This window comes from Liquorilactobacillus sucicola DSM 21376 = JCM 15457 (assembly GCF_000612445.1).
GTDB classification, from domain to species: domain Bacteria; phylum Bacillota; class Bacilli; order Lactobacillales; family Lactobacillaceae; genus Liquorilactobacillus; species Liquorilactobacillus sucicola.
The window spans coordinates 556,028-573,766 of the sequence record NZ_BALC01000001.1; the positions used below are offsets into that span (position 1 = coordinate 556,028).

At 37.8% G+C, this 17,739-nt stretch carries 16 protein-coding genes; 5 read left to right on the forward strand and 11 right to left on the reverse strand.

Annotated elements, in window-relative coordinates; genetic code table 11:
* Nucleotides 1-20 precede the first annotated feature (20 nt).
* The gene (locus tag JCM15457_RS02820) at nt 21-1,067 is read right to left on the reverse strand and encodes an NADP-dependent oxidoreductase (protein WP_338040128.1); all 1,047 of its coding nucleotides are present in this window, start codon (nt 1,065-1,067) and stop codon (nt 21-23) included.
* A gap of 109 nt (nt 1,068-1,176) precedes the next feature.
* Here JCM15457_RS02820 and JCM15457_RS02825 point away from each other — a divergent pair, with 109 nt between their 5' ends.
* From JCM15457_RS02825 to JCM15457_RS02840, 4 genes are read left to right on the forward strand one after another with little or no spacing between them, the layout of a single operon-like run.
* On the forward strand, nt 1,177-2,064 hold the full coding sequence (locus JCM15457_RS02825) for an ABC transporter ATP-binding protein (protein WP_034987249.1): 888 nt from the start codon (nt 1,177-1,179) through the stop codon (nt 2,062-2,064).
* Nucleotides 2,064-2,915 (forward strand): ABC transporter permease, encoded by an 852-nt coding sequence (locus JCM15457_RS02830; protein ID WP_034987251.1) that lies wholly within the window; start codon nt 2,064-2,066, stop codon nt 2,913-2,915. Before JCM15457_RS02825 ends, JCM15457_RS02830 begins: the two co-directional genes overlap by 1 nt.
* Nucleotides 2,916-2,963: 48 nt before the next feature.
* Nucleotides 2,964-3,413: a LytTR family DNA-binding domain-containing protein gene (locus JCM15457_RS02835; protein WP_034987254.1), complete on the forward strand. Its 450-nt coding sequence runs from the start codon at nt 2,964-2,966 to the stop codon at nt 3,411-3,413.
* Between the two features lie 15 nt (nt 3,414-3,428).
* A complete protein-coding gene (locus tag JCM15457_RS02840) occupies nt 3,429-3,815 on the forward strand; it encodes a DUF3021 domain-containing protein (RefSeq protein ID WP_034987256.1) in 387 nt (128 codons plus the stop codon).
* 335 nt (nt 3,816-4,150) lie between these two features.
* On the opposite strand, the gene JCM15457_RS02845 is transcribed toward JCM15457_RS02840, so the two are convergent.
* The 9 genes from JCM15457_RS02845 to JCM15457_RS02890 form a co-directional block, all read right to left on the reverse strand.
* Nucleotides 4,151-5,281, reverse strand: coding sequence for a 5-methyltetrahydropteroyltriglutamate--homocysteine S-methyltransferase (locus tag JCM15457_RS02845; protein ID WP_034987260.1), 1,131 nt, complete (start codon nt 5,279-5,281; stop codon nt 4,151-4,153).
* A 464-nt stretch (nt 5,282-5,745) separates the two neighbouring features.
* Complete coding sequence (locus JCM15457_RS02850) at nt 5,746-6,606, reverse strand: alpha/beta hydrolase (protein ID WP_034987262.1); 861 nt, start codon at nt 6,604-6,606, stop codon at nt 5,746-5,748.
* A complete protein-coding gene (locus tag JCM15457_RS11600; RefSeq protein ID WP_051993252.1) occupies nt 6,596-7,681 on the reverse strand; it encodes a PTS sugar transporter subunit IIC in 1,086 nt (361 codons plus the stop codon). The genes JCM15457_RS02850 and JCM15457_RS11600 overlap by 11 nt, the downstream gene beginning before the upstream one ends.
* A gap of 696 nt (nt 7,682-8,377) precedes the next feature.
* On the reverse strand, nt 8,378-9,217 hold the full coding sequence (locus tag JCM15457_RS02865) for an energy-coupling factor transporter transmembrane component T family protein (protein ID WP_034987267.1): 840 nt from the start codon (nt 9,215-9,217) through the stop codon (nt 8,378-8,380).
* Nucleotides 9,214-10,920: an ABC transporter ATP-binding protein gene (locus tag JCM15457_RS02870; protein ID WP_034987269.1), complete on the reverse strand. Its 1,707-nt coding sequence runs from the start codon at nt 10,918-10,920 to the stop codon at nt 9,214-9,216. The genes JCM15457_RS02865 and JCM15457_RS02870 overlap by 4 nt, the downstream gene beginning before the upstream one ends.
* A gap of 3 nt (nt 10,921-10,923) precedes the next feature.
* A complete protein-coding gene (locus tag JCM15457_RS02875) occupies nt 10,924-11,484 on the reverse strand; it encodes an ECF-type riboflavin transporter substrate-binding protein (protein WP_034987271.1) in 561 nt (186 codons plus the stop codon).
* Nucleotides 11,485-11,873: 389 nt separating this feature from the next.
* Nucleotides 11,874-12,170: a MazG-like family protein gene (locus JCM15457_RS12020; RefSeq protein WP_034987273.1), complete on the reverse strand. Its 297-nt coding sequence runs from the start codon at nt 12,168-12,170 to the stop codon at nt 11,874-11,876.
* Nucleotides 12,171-12,179: 9 nt separating this feature from the next.
* Nucleotides 12,180-13,013, reverse strand: coding sequence for an HAD-IIB family hydrolase (locus JCM15457_RS02885; RefSeq protein ID WP_034987277.1), 834 nt, complete (start codon nt 13,011-13,013; stop codon nt 12,180-12,182).
* Nucleotides 13,014-13,054: 41 nt separating this feature from the next.
* Nucleotides 13,055-13,561 carry a GNAT family N-acetyltransferase gene (locus tag JCM15457_RS02890; RefSeq protein ID WP_235725521.1) on the reverse strand — a complete coding sequence of 169 codons (507 nt, stop codon included), beginning with the start codon at nt 13,559-13,561 and terminating at the stop codon, nt 13,055-13,057.
* 260 nt (nt 13,562-13,821) lie between these two features.
* Between JCM15457_RS02890 and JCM15457_RS02895 the strand changes: the two genes are divergently transcribed.
* On the forward strand, nt 13,822-16,461 hold the full coding sequence (locus JCM15457_RS02895) for a YfhO family protein (RefSeq protein WP_034987281.1): 2,640 nt from the start codon (nt 13,822-13,824) through the stop codon (nt 16,459-16,461).
* Nucleotides 16,462-16,526: 65 nt separating this feature from the next.
* On the opposite strand, the gene JCM15457_RS02900 is transcribed toward JCM15457_RS02895, so the two are convergent.
* Nucleotides 16,527-17,555, reverse strand: coding sequence for a zinc-binding alcohol dehydrogenase family protein (locus JCM15457_RS02900; RefSeq protein WP_235725523.1), 1,029 nt, complete (start codon nt 17,553-17,555; stop codon nt 16,527-16,529).
* Nucleotides 17,556-17,739: the final 184 nt, after the last annotated feature.

The following is a 17,739-nucleotide window of genomic DNA, read 5'->3' on the forward strand; positions in this document are numbered from 1 at the left end:
CCTATCATATCTAACATTGACTAAAACATATCATTTTTTTCTTCAAAATTTAAAATCAGTTTGCCGACAACATGTTTAGCTTGATGAAATTTGCGTAGATTAATAACATTGAACGGAGCGGTTTCGGCAATTTTTACATAAAAATTGCCGGTAGCTACTTGTTTGAGTACTGCTTCTAGTTTCTTACCGTTTGACTTTAAAAAAAAGAACTTCACCCGTGGATCAGTATTATCGGAAACCGTTGAGATCAAATTCCCATCTTTTTTTAAGACACTAAGCGATTTTTTCAAACTTTCTCCACCGACTGTATCAATAATTTTGTCCATTTTTGGCACAGACTTACTAAAATCTTCCCTGCGATAATCGATTACATGTAATTGATTATCGAAATTCCTTAGAAAATCTGCCCCTAAACCACTAGCCGTCGTATAAATATCTGCTACTTTATGTTGACGAACGAATTGAATGGCTGCAAATCCAACGCTGCCAGCGCCGCCGTGAATCAACACACGATCGGATTCCACCAACTTCAAGCTATCGTAAACAATCTGATACGCTGTTTGAACCCCCAAAGCACATGCAGCTGCTTGTTGGTAAGTGACATTTTGCGGTATCAATGCTAATTGAGATTGTCCAACTGCAACATACTCTGCATAGGTTCTGAGATGAGGACTTGCTGCCACACGTTGACCTAATTGAAATTCAGTAACTTTTGATCCTAACTTTACAATTTCCCCCGCGGCAGAAGAACCCGCAATTAATGGCGGTTCTTTTTCGCGTCCCTTTATTCCTGCACGAAGACCCACATCATAAGGGTCAATTGCAACTGCGCGTTGCTTGATCAAAACCTGCTTTGGTTTCAGTTCTGGAAGAGGAACTTGTGCGTCAACAAGCACATCAACATCTCCATAGTTTTTCATCTGTATGGCGTACATTTTGCTATCCGCCCCTTTTAATTTGAAAGTTTTTCGGTAGATTCCTTCCTTGGTCCCGATTGTATCATAGATTATCTGCAATTTTAGAGAATTTTGATTGAATAAAGTGAGAATATATTTCTGTTTAGTCACAAAAACGGACCACTCATGTAAAAAAATCAACCACTTATTTTTCTAGTAACCTCATACTTAAAAATTTCACCTAAAATAGAACTGTCAAAATAAAAAGGCAGGTTAAAAAATGACAATACTTAAAACAACAGGACTGACTAAAAGTTATCAAGATAGTATTGCAGTCGATCACATTGACCTTGATATAAAGGCTGGAACTCTGGTCGCTTTTTTAGGGCCAAATGGTGCAGGTAAGTCAACAACAATCAAAATGTTGACAACTGTTTTAGAACCGTCCTCTGGAACAATCACAATCAATAATACTAGTGATAAACATAGAATGCGTGAAAGTATTGGAATAGTTTTTCAGGAAAGTGTGCTTGATAATGAACTGACAGTGAGGGAAAATCTAGATTCTCGGGCACAGATGTACAACCATATTTCAATTGAGCGCGTTAATGAGGTTATAGCTAGTGTTCATGCTCAAAACTTTTCACAAAAACCATATGGTGCACTGTCTGGAGGTCAGAAAAGACGTGTTGATATCGCACGTGCCTTACTAAACAAACCACGTCTTTTATTTCTTGACGAGCCGACAACTGGGCTTGATATTCAAACACGTGAACTGATTTGGGAGCTTCTTACTCAGATACAGCATGATGAAAAAATGACCATCTTTTTAACAACACATTATCTCGAAGAAGCTGAACAGGCGGATGATGTTTACATTATTGACCATGGTCGTATTATCGCTAACGGCACAGCTGCAAAATTAAAAGAAGAGCACACTCAGAATGTGTTATTGATCACTTCTGGGGATTTTGAGGCTATTATAAATGGCCTGACTAAAAATATTGCTTATCATTTTACTCCTAAAGGCCTACTCTTTAATATCTCAAGTGTTCGTGAAGGAATCACTTTTTTGAACAGAAACATTGAAAAAATCAATTTGTTTGAATTCAGGCAAGGATCAATGAATGATGTCTTTATAAAGCTAACTGGAAAGGAGATCAGATAATGCAGGCGCTCACAAAACGTAACCTTAAACTCTACTTTCGTGATCATAGCGGCATGTTTTTCTCTCTCCTAAGTGCTTTAATTGTTCTGGGACTATATATTCTTTTCTTAAAAAATGGAATGGTTAAAAACTGGCAAAATATACCTGATAACAAAAAACTACTTGATCCGTGGCTAATGGGCGGCATGCTCTCTGTAACAGCGACAACAACCACCCTGACAGGAGCCGCGCAACTGGTCAAGGATAAAGAGCACCAGCGTATTGATGATTTTTTGATTACACCTGTCAGTTCTTTTTTGATTCATCTTGGATATTTTTTTAGTGCTGTTCTGATAGGTTTAATTATGCAGTCTGTTGTTTTATGTGTTACATGGATCTATTTTGCATCCAGTGATAACGTAACACTCAATCTTGGTATCTTACCACAACTGTTGGGGATGCTACTGCTCAATTCTTTATGTGCTTCTTCCTTAAACCTGCTGATCGTAGTCTTCACTAAAAGAGTAACTACACTGGGAACAATTTCTTCCATCGTTGGAACAGCAAGTGGTTTTTTTGCAGGAGTCTATATACCAATAGGCTCACTCCCACATATGGCACAGACACTAATCAAGCTTTACCCAGGCACATATTCAGCTTCACTTTACAGACGTATTCTAATGCACGATCAGCTTATATCTTCATTTCGAAATTTGCCCGCAAAAGAATTAAGTTCTTTTAAGAAAATGCTTGGAATCGGTCTTGAATGGCGTGGTATCACTACTGCGTCGCAAGAAATAACACTTATTCTTGCAGTTACTCTATTGGCACTATTGCTTGTATGTGTTAAAGTAACTAAACTTAGAAAGTAGAGAGCGGCAAAAAAGATGCGCTAGTTCTAAGTGATGGGGGTGAAAAATGTGAAGATTTATTTTTCGACAGATAAAAATATGCCAGCTGATGAAATCCAAGTAAACGTCAGCGCCCAACAATACTCGGATGAAGTTGCGCACTTGTTAGCTTATCTAGATCATTATACTCCGAAGGATCCCGTCCTTGCTGTCAGCACTGCAGAGACTATTCATGTTATTCATCAAGACAAAATTATTTCTTTGGAAGTTTATGGGGCTGAGATTCACCTAGTTACTAGAGATCAACTTCTGCTGACACGTGGCCGTTTATATAAATTTCTCGAAAAACTCAGTCATCAGTTTATTCAAGTTTCGCGTTATTCGATCATTAACTTAGATTATTTGCAAAAATTGGAGACTGGTTTTTCCGGTAATATGACCGCTGTTATGGTTAACAATGCCAAGATCAATGTCAGTCGAAAGTACCTAAGCAACTTGAAAAAACAACTTGGCATTTAAAAAGGGAGTTTTTTTATGCAAAGAATAATTAAATATATATTAATTGGAATTTCTTTCGGCTCAAACATTTATCTGTTGATGTGTGCATTGAATGCTAGAGTCACGCTTTCGCGTTTCGAAATTATCAGTGTACTGCTCATGGGCGCTTTAATTGGGATGACTTCACTTATTTTCGAAACTGAACGTATTAGTTTTTTACTGCAATTAGTGATGCATTTACTTTTAACAGCTTTTGTAGTTTGGGGTTGTGGTTACTTAAATAATTGGCCGATTGCCAGTTGGGGCTTCTGGTTTTTATTTGGTGGTATTTATCTTGCAGTCTGGCTAGTAGTTATCATTCAACTTAATCACGATGTCGAAAAAATCAACAAAGTTCTTTTTAAAAAAGAGAAAAAAGAATAACGATTTAATTGAAAACCAAAGATTGTGTGCAAATAGCTGTTAGGCTTTGAGCGTTAACTGCAATTACGAACATAATCTGCTTTTAATTATGGTAAACACATGGTTAAGTAGAAAACGGGTATTGAAACACATTATTTCTTATATTTCAGCCTAAGGCAAAGGATGAGCTAGGTCAAAAGTTACATTTTAACCTAGCTCATCTTTTTGTTTTGTATAAATATGTCCTATAAGTCAAAATTCTTTGTCTAACTTGAATTTTATCGACTTATGTCATACTTCCTTCACTTTAAATTTTCCATTATATGAATTAACATATTTCAATAATAAAACTTTTGTTAATCCCAAACCTTCTGTGCTGTTTCAATTACGAGTTTGATTTTTGCCCACTGTTGATCTTCATTTAACTTATTGCCTTCTTCGGTTGAAGCAAAACCACACTGCGTACTCAAAGATAAGTTTTCTAAAGAAATAAATTGTGCTGCTTCCTTAATACGTTTCAGTAATACAGCTTGATCTTCTAGTTCTGGGTTTTTGCTCGTAACCAATCCCAAAACAACTTCTTTTTCAGCAGGAACTGATGCTAGTGGTGCGAAGTCCCCTGAACGATCATCATCAAATTCTAAATAGAAGGCAGACACATTTTCCTTAGCAAACAACTGTTCAGCAACAGGCGCATAACCACCTGAGGCAGCCCAAGTGGAATGGTAATTACCCCGACAGACATGTGTGCTTATCCGAAGATCAGCTGGAAGATCTTGAAGTGCTGCATTATTGAGCTTTAGATATAACTGCTGTAATTGCAAACGATCAAAGTCTCCATTTGCCATTTCCTTCCAGAAACCTTCATCTACAACCATTCCCCATGTACAATCATCCAGTTTAACGTCTCGACAGCCCAAGTCATAGAGTGCGATTATTAAGTCATGATACGCTTGTCCGATATCCTTAATTAAATCATTTGTGTCAGGATAATATTTTCTTGCAGCAGCTTCATTTTCTTCACCTCTAACAAGTTCAGCGTAAAATTGTGCCGGAGATGGGATACTCTGACGTGCGATAACATCATCCTCTCCCGCTATTAAATCATGAAGAAATTTGTATGCTTTTACATCTGGGTGGTCTGGAGTAAATGAAATTTTCCCTTTGATTTTAGCGGAATCAGCACGTGTCTCTTCATCATGAAAAAAATATCCATGTTCAGGAACAGTATGTTCGATGCCTTCGAATCCCCAAAAGGTATCTAAATGCCAGTAGCTGCGGCGAAACTCTCCATCCGTCACAACCTTTAACCCCACTTCTTTTTCTTTTTTAACCAGGTCTTTAATCGCATTATTCTCGACTTTTGTTAGCTCCTCCTGCTTTATTTTTCCTGCATTGAAATCTGCACGTGCTTTTTTGAGCACTTGCGGGCGCAAGAAGCTTCCGACAATATCATAATGAAACGTAGTTGCTGTTGTACTAGTCATACTTAATCAATTCCCCTCTTTTTTGGCTTAGCTAACAGTTCTAGTTCTGGGAGGATTCACGTTCAAGTTGAAATATATCTTTTATTACGCAAAAAGTCCCTAGGTGCCAGTCTTTAAAAGACCTACACCTAGGGACGCACATTCATCTAGTCACGTGTTACCACCCTAATTCGACAGCACCTTACAATGCTATCCTCATGAGCATGCAAATACCCAACCATGCTCTGACACTATAACGTGTATCAAACGTAAACGGCTTATCTCAAATCAACTATCTAGACTCACCCTTTAAACCCTACGTTAAAGACCATCTTCACCGTTTAGAACTATGCCGCTTTTCAGCTCTTGCGACTCTCTGTCAATAGTTCAGCAACACGGCTACTCATCTTTGTAACAAAAGCTAATTCTTGATTACTAATCATATTACGTGAGTTTTTAATTGTCAAGCAGCATATACTTAAAAACTAAGGAACAGCCGCTGTATCCTGAGGACCGGGGACAGATTGTAAAATATATTCATTTATTAGCTGGATAATTTCCTTGTTTTGGGGTAAATCGGAGTGCTGTGAATCTTTTCCTGTTACAGTAATCTTTGTATATTGTCCCACTTGATTTTGGAAAACATATTTTCCTGCACTGACACTTGTAGACGGAACAATTCCGTCAGTTGTATAGTTTGTTGTCCCATCAATCGAATAAACAGTTAGGTTGCGCGGTAATTTTTCTTTTTTTGAAATCAATTCTTGTAGGATGTTAGTCCGCTGATTCATATTTGTCTCAGAAAAGTTATATGGCGTGCCAATTGTCATTAAGCGGTCCAACAGCAGCTGATTTTGATCCATATATTTTTCTAAAAAGAGTGTGTATACTAGTCCTCCATTAGAGTGCCCAATACCTGAAAAATGATTAAATTGGTATTTTTCAGTTAAGTAGTTCATCGCGACTGACATCCATCTTGCTTGCTTTTGAATGTTGCGATAACCGTCTTTATTGTTCTCAAATGCGATCACAATAAACGGCCTTCTATCCCGCGGAAAGATTCTGCCGCGAATGCGCAGCTGATTATTTTCTTTGACAGTAATTTTCAACAGACTCGTTTTCTTATTCCCAGTATTTAACTTATCAATCAAACCATCGAAACGGTTCTCTGTTGCACTTGAACCGGGAACCAAGACTATCGGATATAGTCTGGAGCGATTTTGAACACGTTCCTTTGTGACATGTGACTTCGTCCAAAAATAAGCAGGCAGTCCAATAAATATCGTGAGCAGCAACACAAACAATATTAAAAGCTTTACTGAATTCGACAATAATCTATTTTTCATTTTTGGTTCCCCTTTTCTGCTCAAGATAGGCGGTCGGGGTGTCTAGAGCTTTAAAAAATGGATAGTATAACGCCATACTGATAAGCAAGATTATTATTGTAAAAATAAGAGCACTCCAATGTCCATTTGTTCCCATAAAAGCATTCAAAAATGTCGGTGTATTCAAAGGAACCTGATAAACTGATGGTGGAATGAGTCCAAAATCTATTGCAAATGCACCCAATAAAATGCTTATAACTGGTACGAAAACGAACGGGATCAGCAAGACAACATTGAAAAACACGGGAATTTCTGCCAGAAAACCGCTGTTAATATTCAAGAAGACCGGCACCAAATTTCGCCATGCTCTGCGCCGCCATCTGCGCCGACTTGAAAACAGCAAGAATAACAGAATCAGTGCTAACAACTGTCCGTAACCGCCTAAAACTGCAAAGGAATCACTTAAACTGTAAATATTTAGAGGATGCGGTAAACCTTCTAAATTATCCTTTATCAACGCGGCGGAAAGATTTGCTCGACTCAAGTCACTGTCAGTATGTGCTATCAAAACCTGATCAGGACTAATGAAACCACACCATATAAATAAATTTCGCCCAATTTCTCTCATTATGATTGTTACAACTTGATGCTGGTCATCTCCCAGCAAGCTGCTGATCTCTGCAAAGGCAGTTCCTGAAAAATTCGAAAAAAGGCCTAAGTTTAATAAATGTCTGGCGCCCTTTAGCACAACCCCCAGGAAAACAGTGGCTGTCGCCAAGGACCAAATTGACTTTAACCGCAAATAATTTTTTATCCAATGATAAAAGTATGCACTAATCAATCCAATAACCAGTACTTCAATAAAGGGAATACGTCCGCTTAAAATAATCTGTCCAGTTCCGTCCGCCGGTACTCGCCTTACACGGAAATTTATCAGAAAAAGTAAAAAAAGCGCCGTCACCATGCTGGGAATCGACTCTCTTTTAGCGAATAAGTGCCCGCGATACCACGCAACAGCGACACAAAGGAGCAATAATGTCATGCTGAAAACAATACAACTTAAAGAGTGTACAATCATGTTGCTTCTGAGAGCCATTTTTGGTCCTCCAAATGGTATATCACATTAAAGAAACCATGTGGTTGAAAAAAAGAAAGTGCGAGGCATTGTAACAAAATCCCGATCAACAGGAGAGGAGCAGTCTTTCTGAGACCAAAGTAACAGCTTCTGAGCCATGGCCACTTTTGCTGTCTACGTTGTATTTTGCATAGATACACAGTTAGTTTATTCATCATCATTGATCCATCCCTCTCCGCCTCTCAACTGAGTTGATTGTACCACGCTAAATATATTCCGTCGCTGTCGTTTTTTATTTTAATGGAATTTTTTTACTGATTTTAAGTAATTATACTAAAAGAGTTCACAATTAAAAGAAGACCTACCCCATACAGCCTTGCTTACACTCGTTTAAACGTGAAGAATCCTGTCAAAGAGGCTCAGTAATGTCGTTTAACATGGAAACATTGTTTTTCGTGACTTCAAGTAGCTGCTACTGCACTATTTCCAGCCTCTTTATGGTCACAGCATTCTTCACAATCTGTCCTTAACTAAACGTATAAAAGGGAGTATGGTATAGGTCGGTAAAATTTTAATATTAATAATGAAAAATTATTGATAGCGAGTTCTTTGCTACGAGTAAATCGGACGAAGCCTTACACTTATGGAACGTATTTATACGGAATAAATAAAAGGAACTGAGGTATAAATCCCAGTTCCTTCTATTACCAGCAAACATCAGCGTGTGAAGGGATTCCAAAATCGACCTCCATTTAGGCCAAAGAGTGCAATGCCCGTTAAAACAATCAGAGAGACAATAGTCAGGGCCAGGTAATCATTTTTTCCAAAAGGCTTTTCCATGTACCAAGTTCTTTTTTTGCCGCACCCAAAGCGTCGCAGCTCCATTGCTTGACTGATAACTTCAATGCGTTCAAGACTGGTAAAGATAAGCGGCAAAATAATTTGTGCGTTTCCGATAATACGCGGCCAAAGCTTAGCCTTTTGTGAAATCTCATATCCTCTTGCTTGCTGTGCCAGACTGATTGTCCTAAAATCACGTTGAACATTTGGAATATAGCGTAAGGCAATTTCCACGGCATAACTGATTTTATACGATATTCCCACTTTACTTAAGCTAGCTGCGAATTCACTAGGATTGGTAGTTATTAAAAAAATCAAAGCTAATGGAACTGCAAAAGTGTATTTCAAAAAAAGATTAAAAATGTAGAAAAGTTCTTCCCATGATAGGTTGAAATAATTTTCAGATTTTCCTAAAATCATATGCTGTGTACCATAGATTGACATTCCATAACCTGGCGCGAAAACATAAACCATTATCAGATTCAATGCTGCGAAAGCGATAATCACCTTTAAAACAAGTGCCACTTCACTAAATGTAATCTTGGAAATTTTAAATAAAACTAGTGAAAAAGCAAATATCCCAATTAGAAAACGCGTATCATAAGTCACCATTCCGATAATTGAAAGTGCCACAAAACCTATCAGTTTGGTACTTCCGCTTAAGTGATGCAGCAATGTATTCTTAGCATTATACCCGATTAAGAGTTGACTGTTCATGCTCTTTCCTCTCTCTCACTTTGGATAAACTTTGCCACAAAATCCGTTGCCGAGGGCAAACTATAGCGTTCTGCTAAGTCAAAAAGGCTAGTACGTGCAAGACATGCTTTTTTGATAGTTGCATCATTAGTTAGGACTGTAGCTGGAGATGCGTCAAGCAATATATTTCCTTGATCAAGAACTATTGTCCTTTGTGTATACTCTAGCATCAAGTGCATATCGTGTGTTATCAGAACTATTGTCAATCCTTTTTCACGCTGAATCTTTTCAAGAAAAGTCATAATCTCTGTGTAGTGCTTCAGATCCTGACCTGCCGTAGGTTCATCTAAAATCAGCATTTCCGGCTCAAGCACAAGGATTGCTGCGATCGTTACCCGCTTTTTCTGTCCAAAACTCAGCGCTGAGATAGGCCAGTTGCGCATTTCGTATAGGCCACAGATATGCAAGATGTTCTCAACGCGTTCTTGGATCTCATTTTCTGTGAGTCCACGCAAACGAAGTCCAACAGCCACTTCGTCGTAAATCATCGTTTTAGAAATCATTTGATTAGGATCTTGTAAAATGTAGCCGATATGCTGAGCACGCTCTTTGACTGACATCGCCAGAAGATTTAATCCCTTAAATTTAATTGAACCGCTTGAAGGTGAAAGAAAACCTGTTATCAAGTTACTGAACGTAGATTTTCCAGCACCATTGCGCCCAACCAAGCTTATTGTTTCGCCCTTTTTAACTTCAAGTGAAAGGTCGCTGATTATCTGCTGGTCTTCGCTATATCCAAATGACAACTTGTTTATCTCCAAAAGTTTAGTTATCTTTTTGGATTTCTCCCCCAGCTTTGTGCGTGCGGTCCAAGTTTTTAACTTATTGCCTATCTGGGGTTCATCAATCCGTGACACTTGGTCAACATTCTGGCAGTCCTTTAAATCAATCCCTGTTCGTTTTAGTGCACTAAGATACAATGGTTCACGCAAACCGAGTTTCTCCAATAAAGATTGCTTTAAGATCTTCTCAGGACGATCATTAGCTACGATTGCTCCGTTTTGCATGACGACCAAACGGTCGATTCCGCCTCTTAAAACTTCTTCAATACGGTGTTCAATGATAACTACAGTTAGATTTTGCCGCTGGGCTAACTGCCCGATTAAATCTATTGAGGCCGCACCTGAAGCTGGGTCTAAACTGGCTAGTGGTTCATCAAAAAGCAGAATTTTACTCTCATCAATCAAAACACCGCCCATAGCGACACGTTGCTTTTGTCCACCGGATAGATCCTGAGGGGCGTGTAGCAACAGATCGTCCAAATTCAACTTCCGAGACCATTTTTGTACAGCTTGATGCATCTCTGTTTGCGGACGTTGATCATTTTCAAGTGAAAAAGCCATATCCTCAACAACAGACAAACCTACAAACTGACTGTCAGGATCTTGAAGAACAGTTCCAACATCAAAAGAAAGATCAAAAACCGAACTGTCGGACAATTGCTTTCCATTTATAATACAATTACCAGTTATCTTTCCAGGATAAGCCTGAGGAATCAAACCGTTCAGACAGCGCCCCAAAGTCGATTTACCTGATCCTGAAGCGCCTGCAATCATTACTTTTTCGCCGGGAAATATATCCAGATTAATTTGTTCCAATGTTTTTTCTGATTGAGTTTCGTACTGAAATGAAAAATTTTTAAAACTAATAATTGGTTCAACCATTTGTTACCTTTCCTTTTTTAAACTGCCGCGTTTTGTCCTCGTTTTTGCGTAAAGCACAAGCAAGATAGTACCAATGATGGCAACTGACAAACTATTAATTATCCACGTGGTGATTCCTTGCAAGAACACTTTTTTAGCAGGTTCATGATAAATAATAATATCTCCAGTTGGGGCAAGCAGAACCCAAGCAACAAAATTAACAATTATTTGATAAATGTTAAACCAGATTAGTTTCCCTTTGCCTAAAACACCGCTTTGAATATCAAGCTTATTTTTGGCCAAACCAAAAGCAACACCTACTAAGCCATCTGTAATAACCCATGTCCACCACGGAGAACCATATGTGACAAAATCGTTAAGAGTATGACCGATAAATATCGCTAGTCCTGCGGCAATTGGCCCATATATTGCACCGAGTAACGGTAAAAATCCTTCAGCAACATTCAACTGTGTGTTAGGGATCCCTGTCGGAATTGCAACGAACTTCATTAGCACAAAAATAATGGCTGCCCCAATTCCAGTTGCAACAACGACCTTAATTGAATTATTCCCTTTGTTCGACATTCTAACCACTCCTTTAATATAAATAAAATTATTTTTAAATATTTTGCCACCACATTTATTGTTGAGAAAAACAAAAAAGCACCCTTCCAAATTAATGAAAGGACGCTTACACGTGTTACCACCTATCTTCAAACCATATTATGGTTCCTCTAATCAAGATAACGGCTTGCTGCCGGCAGAAACTTATCCGTAATCCAGACTTGTAACTGCTTGTTCTTCTCAGGAACCATCTTCACTTTGTCTCATCATCAACTTCCAGCATGCGTGACTCTCTTAGCATGAGATTGAAGCTACTCATTCCCTCACAAGTGCATATTCATAATTACTTTTAACAAGTCTACAACATTATTTTAAAAAATGCAATCTAGTTTAGGGATGCCTAGTCTTATTCAATTATTTTGCTTATTGAGCCATTTATTTATTTTCTTTTTCAACAGCTCATTGAGCTCATCTTGCGAAATGTCCAACTTAATCAGAATAGCATATGTCACTAGCAATACATCTACCAATTCTTCTTTAGTATCATTGATGTCCAAATCTTTGTAACGGTTCCCAGATGCTTTCTGAGCTGATAGATATGCCTGAGCAGCTTCGCCGACTTCTTCCATCAGCTTTAAAAATTGCTGTTGGACATTTTTGGGTTCTTGCTGAGCAGCTTTTTTAATATCAGATAAAATATTTGTCAAGATATCGCCTCATCCCATCAAAATTTTTTCCAAAGTATCAAGGACCCCTGCATGATTATTATCATATACTGTAGTGTTTTTGGCAGCTTTCTTAATCCTCGCTGTAGCATTATTCATTGCAAAACTATAAGGAGTAAGTGAGAGCATCCCGATATCATTTTCATTATCACCAAAAGTCATGATTTCATCATCTCTGATTTGATACTTTTCTTGCAAATATCTGATACCTGTTTTTTTATCAACACTTGCTGGACCAATAAGATGAGTATTAAAACCAGAATCTAAACTGGCTAAGCTTTTCGGTAATAGGCTGCGCAATTTTGCACTAGCTGTTTCAAAGTCGATGTCTGGTGCAAAAGTCACTCCCACCTTTATCAATTGATCTTCATTATTCTCCAACGCAGCTAGATGCTCTAAAGAACTGACACTTTTAATAGCACTATAGTAACGTTTTAGTCTGTCGATATATGGAGCAGACAAATTTTTTTCAGCATAGATATATTCAAGGCCCGCAGTTATTTTCATAACAAGATCTTTACTAGAAAAATTTTTTTTGAGCTCTTTCAAAAGATCCACGTAATCAGTAACTTGAAGTGGATTACTGATTTCTAACTGTGATCCGCAATGTACGAGTGAACCATTTTGCGAGATATAATCAATCTCATTTGCAAAGGGAGCGAATTGTCCCTGTAGCCGTTGAAACTGTGAACCACTTGCAGCTACGAAATGTATTCCACGCTGTTTTAAATATTCAAAAATTTTTTCAAATCGTTTCCAATCATACGTGTTATTATCGTTTAAAAAAGTGCCGTCCATATCAACAGCTATCATCTTAATATTCATCACACTGTCCCCTTATTTGCTGTCTTTCCTTTTGCCCTTGGTCAATCAAGTAGCAGGAGCATATTATGCCATTTTTCATTTGCATGCTGTGAATCCGACAATCCTTCATCCTGATATCCGTTTTTTTCATAAAATGAAATTTTATCTTCAAGGCAAGTCAGAGTTATCGCTTTTCGCCTTGCTTGTTTAGCAAGTTGAGCAAAAGCCGTTAGCAATTCTGTGCCTATTCCATAGTGTTGAACCAAGGGATGCACTGCCAAACTTAATACACTTTGATATTTTGCAGCATTCTCATTGGGCACAACTTCATCATAGGATTTATCTTTCAAATAACGATCTTTTATTGCAGGACCAACTATAAAACCGACAACATCATTGCTATCCTTGGAACGTGCCACCAAAAATGTATCATTGATTATTCTTAATCGGGCGCGCATTGCATTCAAATTTGCAGCTTCCTCTTTTGAAAAGCCATTTCTTTCAATTTCCATTATTTGAAAAATGTCTTGCTCTGCAGGATGCATTATTTCCACATCGATTTTTAACACACCTTCCTATACTTCATTAACAGTGCCTTATTAATAAATATTAGCATAACTTTCTTAAATAAACATATAATCATACTTCTATATGCTCATCCATTTAAAAATCGGATACTTAGTATGCTTCTTTTTGCAATCAAGGCCATTATTTTTTTACAAAGCTAATGCGTAGTGTGTATAATTTGCACCCTGCTTTTATCATTGTTAAGCTGAAAACGTAGTAAGCGTTTCTTTAAAGACTAAGAATAAAAAAGCTGGTGCCCAATATGCTTAAAAGCAAACGATATTTAATTTATTTTTTCCCCTTAATGTCTGCTGTCATTTCACTAACACTGGGAATAATGATAATGGCGATCTCTCAAATAACTCCCTTTGGCAACAATAACTTGTTGATCAGTGATATGGGAAGTCAGTACATTGCGTTTTTTAGTTCTCTGCATCATGCTCTTTTTACGCATTCATTTGGATTCTATTCTTTTTCACAGTCGCTTGGTGCTAATTTTTTCCCAACTATCGCATATTATCTGATAAGCCCCTTTAATCTTCTTCTTTTGTTTTTTCCAAGTGCTGCCGCAATTCCAAAGGCTGTGACACTCATTATTATTTTAAAAAGTGCGGCATCTGCATTTACGATGAACTACTTCTTGGAGAAGCACTTCAAGCAGCAAAATATTATGCTTGCTATTTTAAGCACGATCTTTAGTTTGAATGGTTTTGTTGCACTCAATTATTTTAATATTATGTGGTTGGATTCCTTAATCTGGCTTCCATTGGTCGTAAATGGGATTGATATCTTGGTTTCAACTGGCAGATCAAGAAACTTTTTTGGATGGCTATTCATTAGTATTTTAACTAATTTTTATTTAGGTTACATGACCTGTTTATTTTCATGTTTCTATCTTTGTTATATTTTAGCTGAAAGCAAATTACCTATGCAGCATTTCTGGAAAAGCAATTCTGAAACTTTCATTAGATTTATCAGCAGCGAACTGCTATGTGCTTTAAGTACAGCCTTTTTACTCCTACCCACCGCCTTAGGAATGCTGCAAACAGCTAAGGGGAGCAGTTGGAAAGACTTCACCATTGCACCTCAATTTGGCTTTGAAGTTCTGAGCCAGCTTGGAGTTGGTGCATCAAATTACTCCTCACGTTTAGCTCATGCACCTAGTATTTTTTGTACTTCCTTTGTGATTTTGCTAGCTTTTTGTTTTTTTATTCACCCGCAAATTAAGCATTCAAGTAAAAAACATTCTGCTTACTTATTGCTTGCACTTCTGGTTAGCATGCTGCTCAAACTAAGCAACACTATTTGGCATCTTGGACAACAGCCTGCTGGTTTTCCATTCAGAAATTCGTTCTTCGTCATATTTATATTACTTATTTTTGCTTACCAAGCGTGGCAAAAAGCCCCACATAAAATTAGTTTCTTTTGGAAATTGATGATTCCTTGTATGACGGCAGGCGCGATAGTTTGCGGTTATTTGGGAAGTCACTTGACTTTGTGGTTCATACATAAATTTTTTTCAAATCAATTAATTACCCAGCAATTACCACATACAACCCCATTAATCTCTGCAGCTTTAAGCATCATATTTATAGCATTGACATCTTTTTTTATTTTTCCACAAAAAAGTTTTCACAGAAAAAGCTGGCTGGTGCTCATTATCTTTTTTGAAATTACTTGCAACTTTTATTTAGCAATGAAAGGAACCCCTTTTGGCAATCAGACTATCTACCAGAAAAGTTTCACGCGTGAATTGCGCCAAACACAACGCATTACTCGCTCATCTAATGAACTCTTTAGAATAAGCAACACCAATTCTTTGATCAATAAAGCTTATCGTGAGGAATACTACAACTACAATGATCCCATGCTATTCAATTTTTTTGGCATCAATTTTTACAGTTCAACCTTAAGTGAAGCAACACGTGAATCACTTCATTCACTTGGCTTTTTCAGTAAAAATGTGCGGCGCATAAGTTCGCTTGGCTTAACCCCAGTGACGGAATTTTTATTTGGGATAAAGTACTCATTTGAATTAAACAATAAACTGCAAGATATCAAACCTAATTATAGCTTTGCTGGCATTGGTTTTACTGTGCCAACGTCTTTTAAAAACTTAACATTGGATACTCGTAAGAATGCTGATCCGCTTTTGAATCTAGAAACGATCTTACAGTCTCTAACTAAGAACAAGGGGCCTTATTTCAAGGAAACTACATTGCTTTCTACCCAAAAAAGTTACAAACAGACATATTCAGGTACAAGCGGATATACCAAATATACTTTAACCATGCAAAACAAGAATGCCGGCCCGCTTTACTTTGACTATTTAACGAGAAACAGTAGTTATGGTACGATATACGTCAATGGCAACAAGCTCCCGTTAAGCAAAGAAACCAATCAACATAGGTATCTGCGGTATTTGGGAACATTTCCTAAAAACAGTAGCATAAAAGTTAGCTTTACAGCTAGTGGAGACACTGCAGTGAAACGTTTGCATTTTTACAGCTTAGATGAAGCAAAATTTAGAACGATCGTAGCCCAGGCCAGGAAAAACAATTTCACTCCTGCCATCAGCAATCATTGGGGTCAAACTAAAGTGAACGGTTCAATAAATGTCACAAAACATCAATCTAAGAACCTTTATCTCTCCATTCCTTATGATAAAGGGTGGTCAGTCTTAAGAAATGGACACCGAGTGGCACCTAAACGTGTACTCAAAAGCATGATGATGATCAAACTCACACATGGTCACAATAAAATTAGTCTAACCTACCATGTTCCAGGCCTTAAATTAGGATCTGTGCTTTCTCTCATCTCTGTGGTACTGTACTGTTTTATGGAGTTCTACCCTAGAAGTAAAAAAATCCCAGAAAAAAAGCAAAGAATATCATCAAAGTGAAATTAAACTTCATCTTTGGCGATACTCTTTACCTGTGCAATAATATTCAGCCTCTCGTTCCTATCCTATTTGCATAAGACAATTTTGCCGATGGAACTGTTAGTTTCAATTAAAGCATGCGCAGCCTTCAAGGTTTCTGCGTTAATCCCATCGATAATCTGATTAGCAGTACTTTTTATACGGCCTTGTTCCAACAGTGCTGCTATTTTCTCTAAAATTTCATGTTGAGTAATCATTTCTGGTAGTTGATAATATGATTTTGTATACATCCATTCCCACATGAATTCAGCACTTTTTGATTTTAAGAGTCCTAAATCGAGTGGCTGCTCATTTCTTGTGATGGAAACAATACGGCCATTTGGCTTAATCATCTCTGCTATTTCTTTCCAGTGACCATCAATATCATTTAGCCCAAGTATATAATCAACATTCTCATAACCTAGTTCATGCAGTTGCTTAGGCATTGAGCGCCGATGATTTATTGTTTGATCCGCACCGTGTCCTTTTGTCCAAGCAATTGTTTCTGGGCGTGAAGCCGTTGCGATAACATGCAGCCCTGCTAAATGTGCCAATTGTGTTGCAATTGAGCCCACACCACCAGCTCCATTAATAATTAAAATAGTTTTATCTTGATTGAGCGATGGCTCTTCTAATTCAAGCCTCATCTTTTCAAACAAAGATTCCCAAGCAGTTAAAGATGTAAGCGGCATTGCCGCGATTTCCGCAATATCTATGCCATGAGGAGCGTGTCCTACAAGACGCTCATCGACCAATTGATATTCAGCGTTGCTTCCAGGTCTATCAAAAGCACCTGCGTAAAAAACCAAATCATCTTCCTCAAACAAGGAAACTTCAGACCCAGCTGCAACAACAATCCCACAGGCGTCCCATCCAAGCACTTTAGGAGTTTCATATGTTTCAGTTCCATTTAACCTGACACTCACATCAATTGGATTAACCGCAATAGCCTCAATTTTAATCAATAGATCATGGCCCGTGGCTTCTGGAATAGCCTGTTCAAAATTAAAAAGGCTTTCTTCTTCCTCAAGCATTAAATGTTTTTTAAACCCGACTGCTTTCATTCTGGAAGGCATACATATCACTCCTCGTATATTTTTATGTGCTGTTAAAATACGGAGATACTTACCACCGTTCTTATAAATTAGCAAAAAGCGAGTGTTTGATCCTAATTAATGAAACTCATCAATTTTTAACTATTGTCGCTCATTTTTTACCACAGTGCAACAATCCTGCAGGTAAGGGTTATTATTCGTGTCA

Coding starts and splice junctions, on each gene's coding strand:
- JCM15457_RS02875 (WP_034987271.1), bottom strand. CDS start 11,484: ATGTCGAACAAAGGGAATAATTCAATTAAGGTCGTTGTTGCAACTGGA.
- JCM15457_RS02850 (WP_034987262.1), bottom strand. CDS start 6,606: ATGAAAAATAGATTATTGTCGAATTCAGTAAAGCTTTTAATATTGTTT.
- JCM15457_RS02885 (WP_034987277.1), bottom strand. CDS start 13,013: ATGAATATTAAGATGATAGCTGTTGATATGGACGGCACTTTTTTAAAC.
- JCM15457_RS02840 (WP_034987256.1), top strand. CDS start 3,429: ATGCAAAGAATAATTAAATATATATTAATTGGAATTTCTTTCGGCTCA.
- JCM15457_RS02830 (WP_034987251.1), top strand. CDS start 2,064: ATGCAGGCGCTCACAAAACGTAACCTTAAACTCTACTTTCGTGATCAT.
- JCM15457_RS02900 (WP_235725523.1), bottom strand. CDS start 17,555: ATGCCTTCCAGAATGAAAGCAGTCGGGTTTAAAAAACATTTAATGCTT.
- JCM15457_RS11600 (WP_051993252.1), bottom strand. CDS start 7,681: ATGGCTCTCAGAAGCAACATGATTGTACACTCTTTAAGTTGTATTGTT.
- JCM15457_RS02895 (WP_034987281.1), top strand. CDS start 13,822: ATGCTTAAAAGCAAACGATATTTAATTTATTTTTTCCCCTTAATGTCT.
- JCM15457_RS02865 (WP_034987267.1), bottom strand. CDS start 9,217: ATGAACAGTCAACTCTTAATCGGGTATAATGCTAAGAATACATTGCTG.
- JCM15457_RS02825 (WP_034987249.1), top strand. CDS start 1,177: ATGACAATACTTAAAACAACAGGACTGACTAAAAGTTATCAAGATAGT.
- JCM15457_RS02870 (WP_034987269.1), bottom strand. CDS start 10,920: ATGGTTGAACCAATTATTAGTTTTAAAAATTTTTCATTTCAGTACGAA.
- JCM15457_RS02845 (WP_034987260.1), bottom strand. CDS start 5,281: ATGACTAGTACAACAGCAACTACGTTTCATTATGATATTGTCGGAAGC.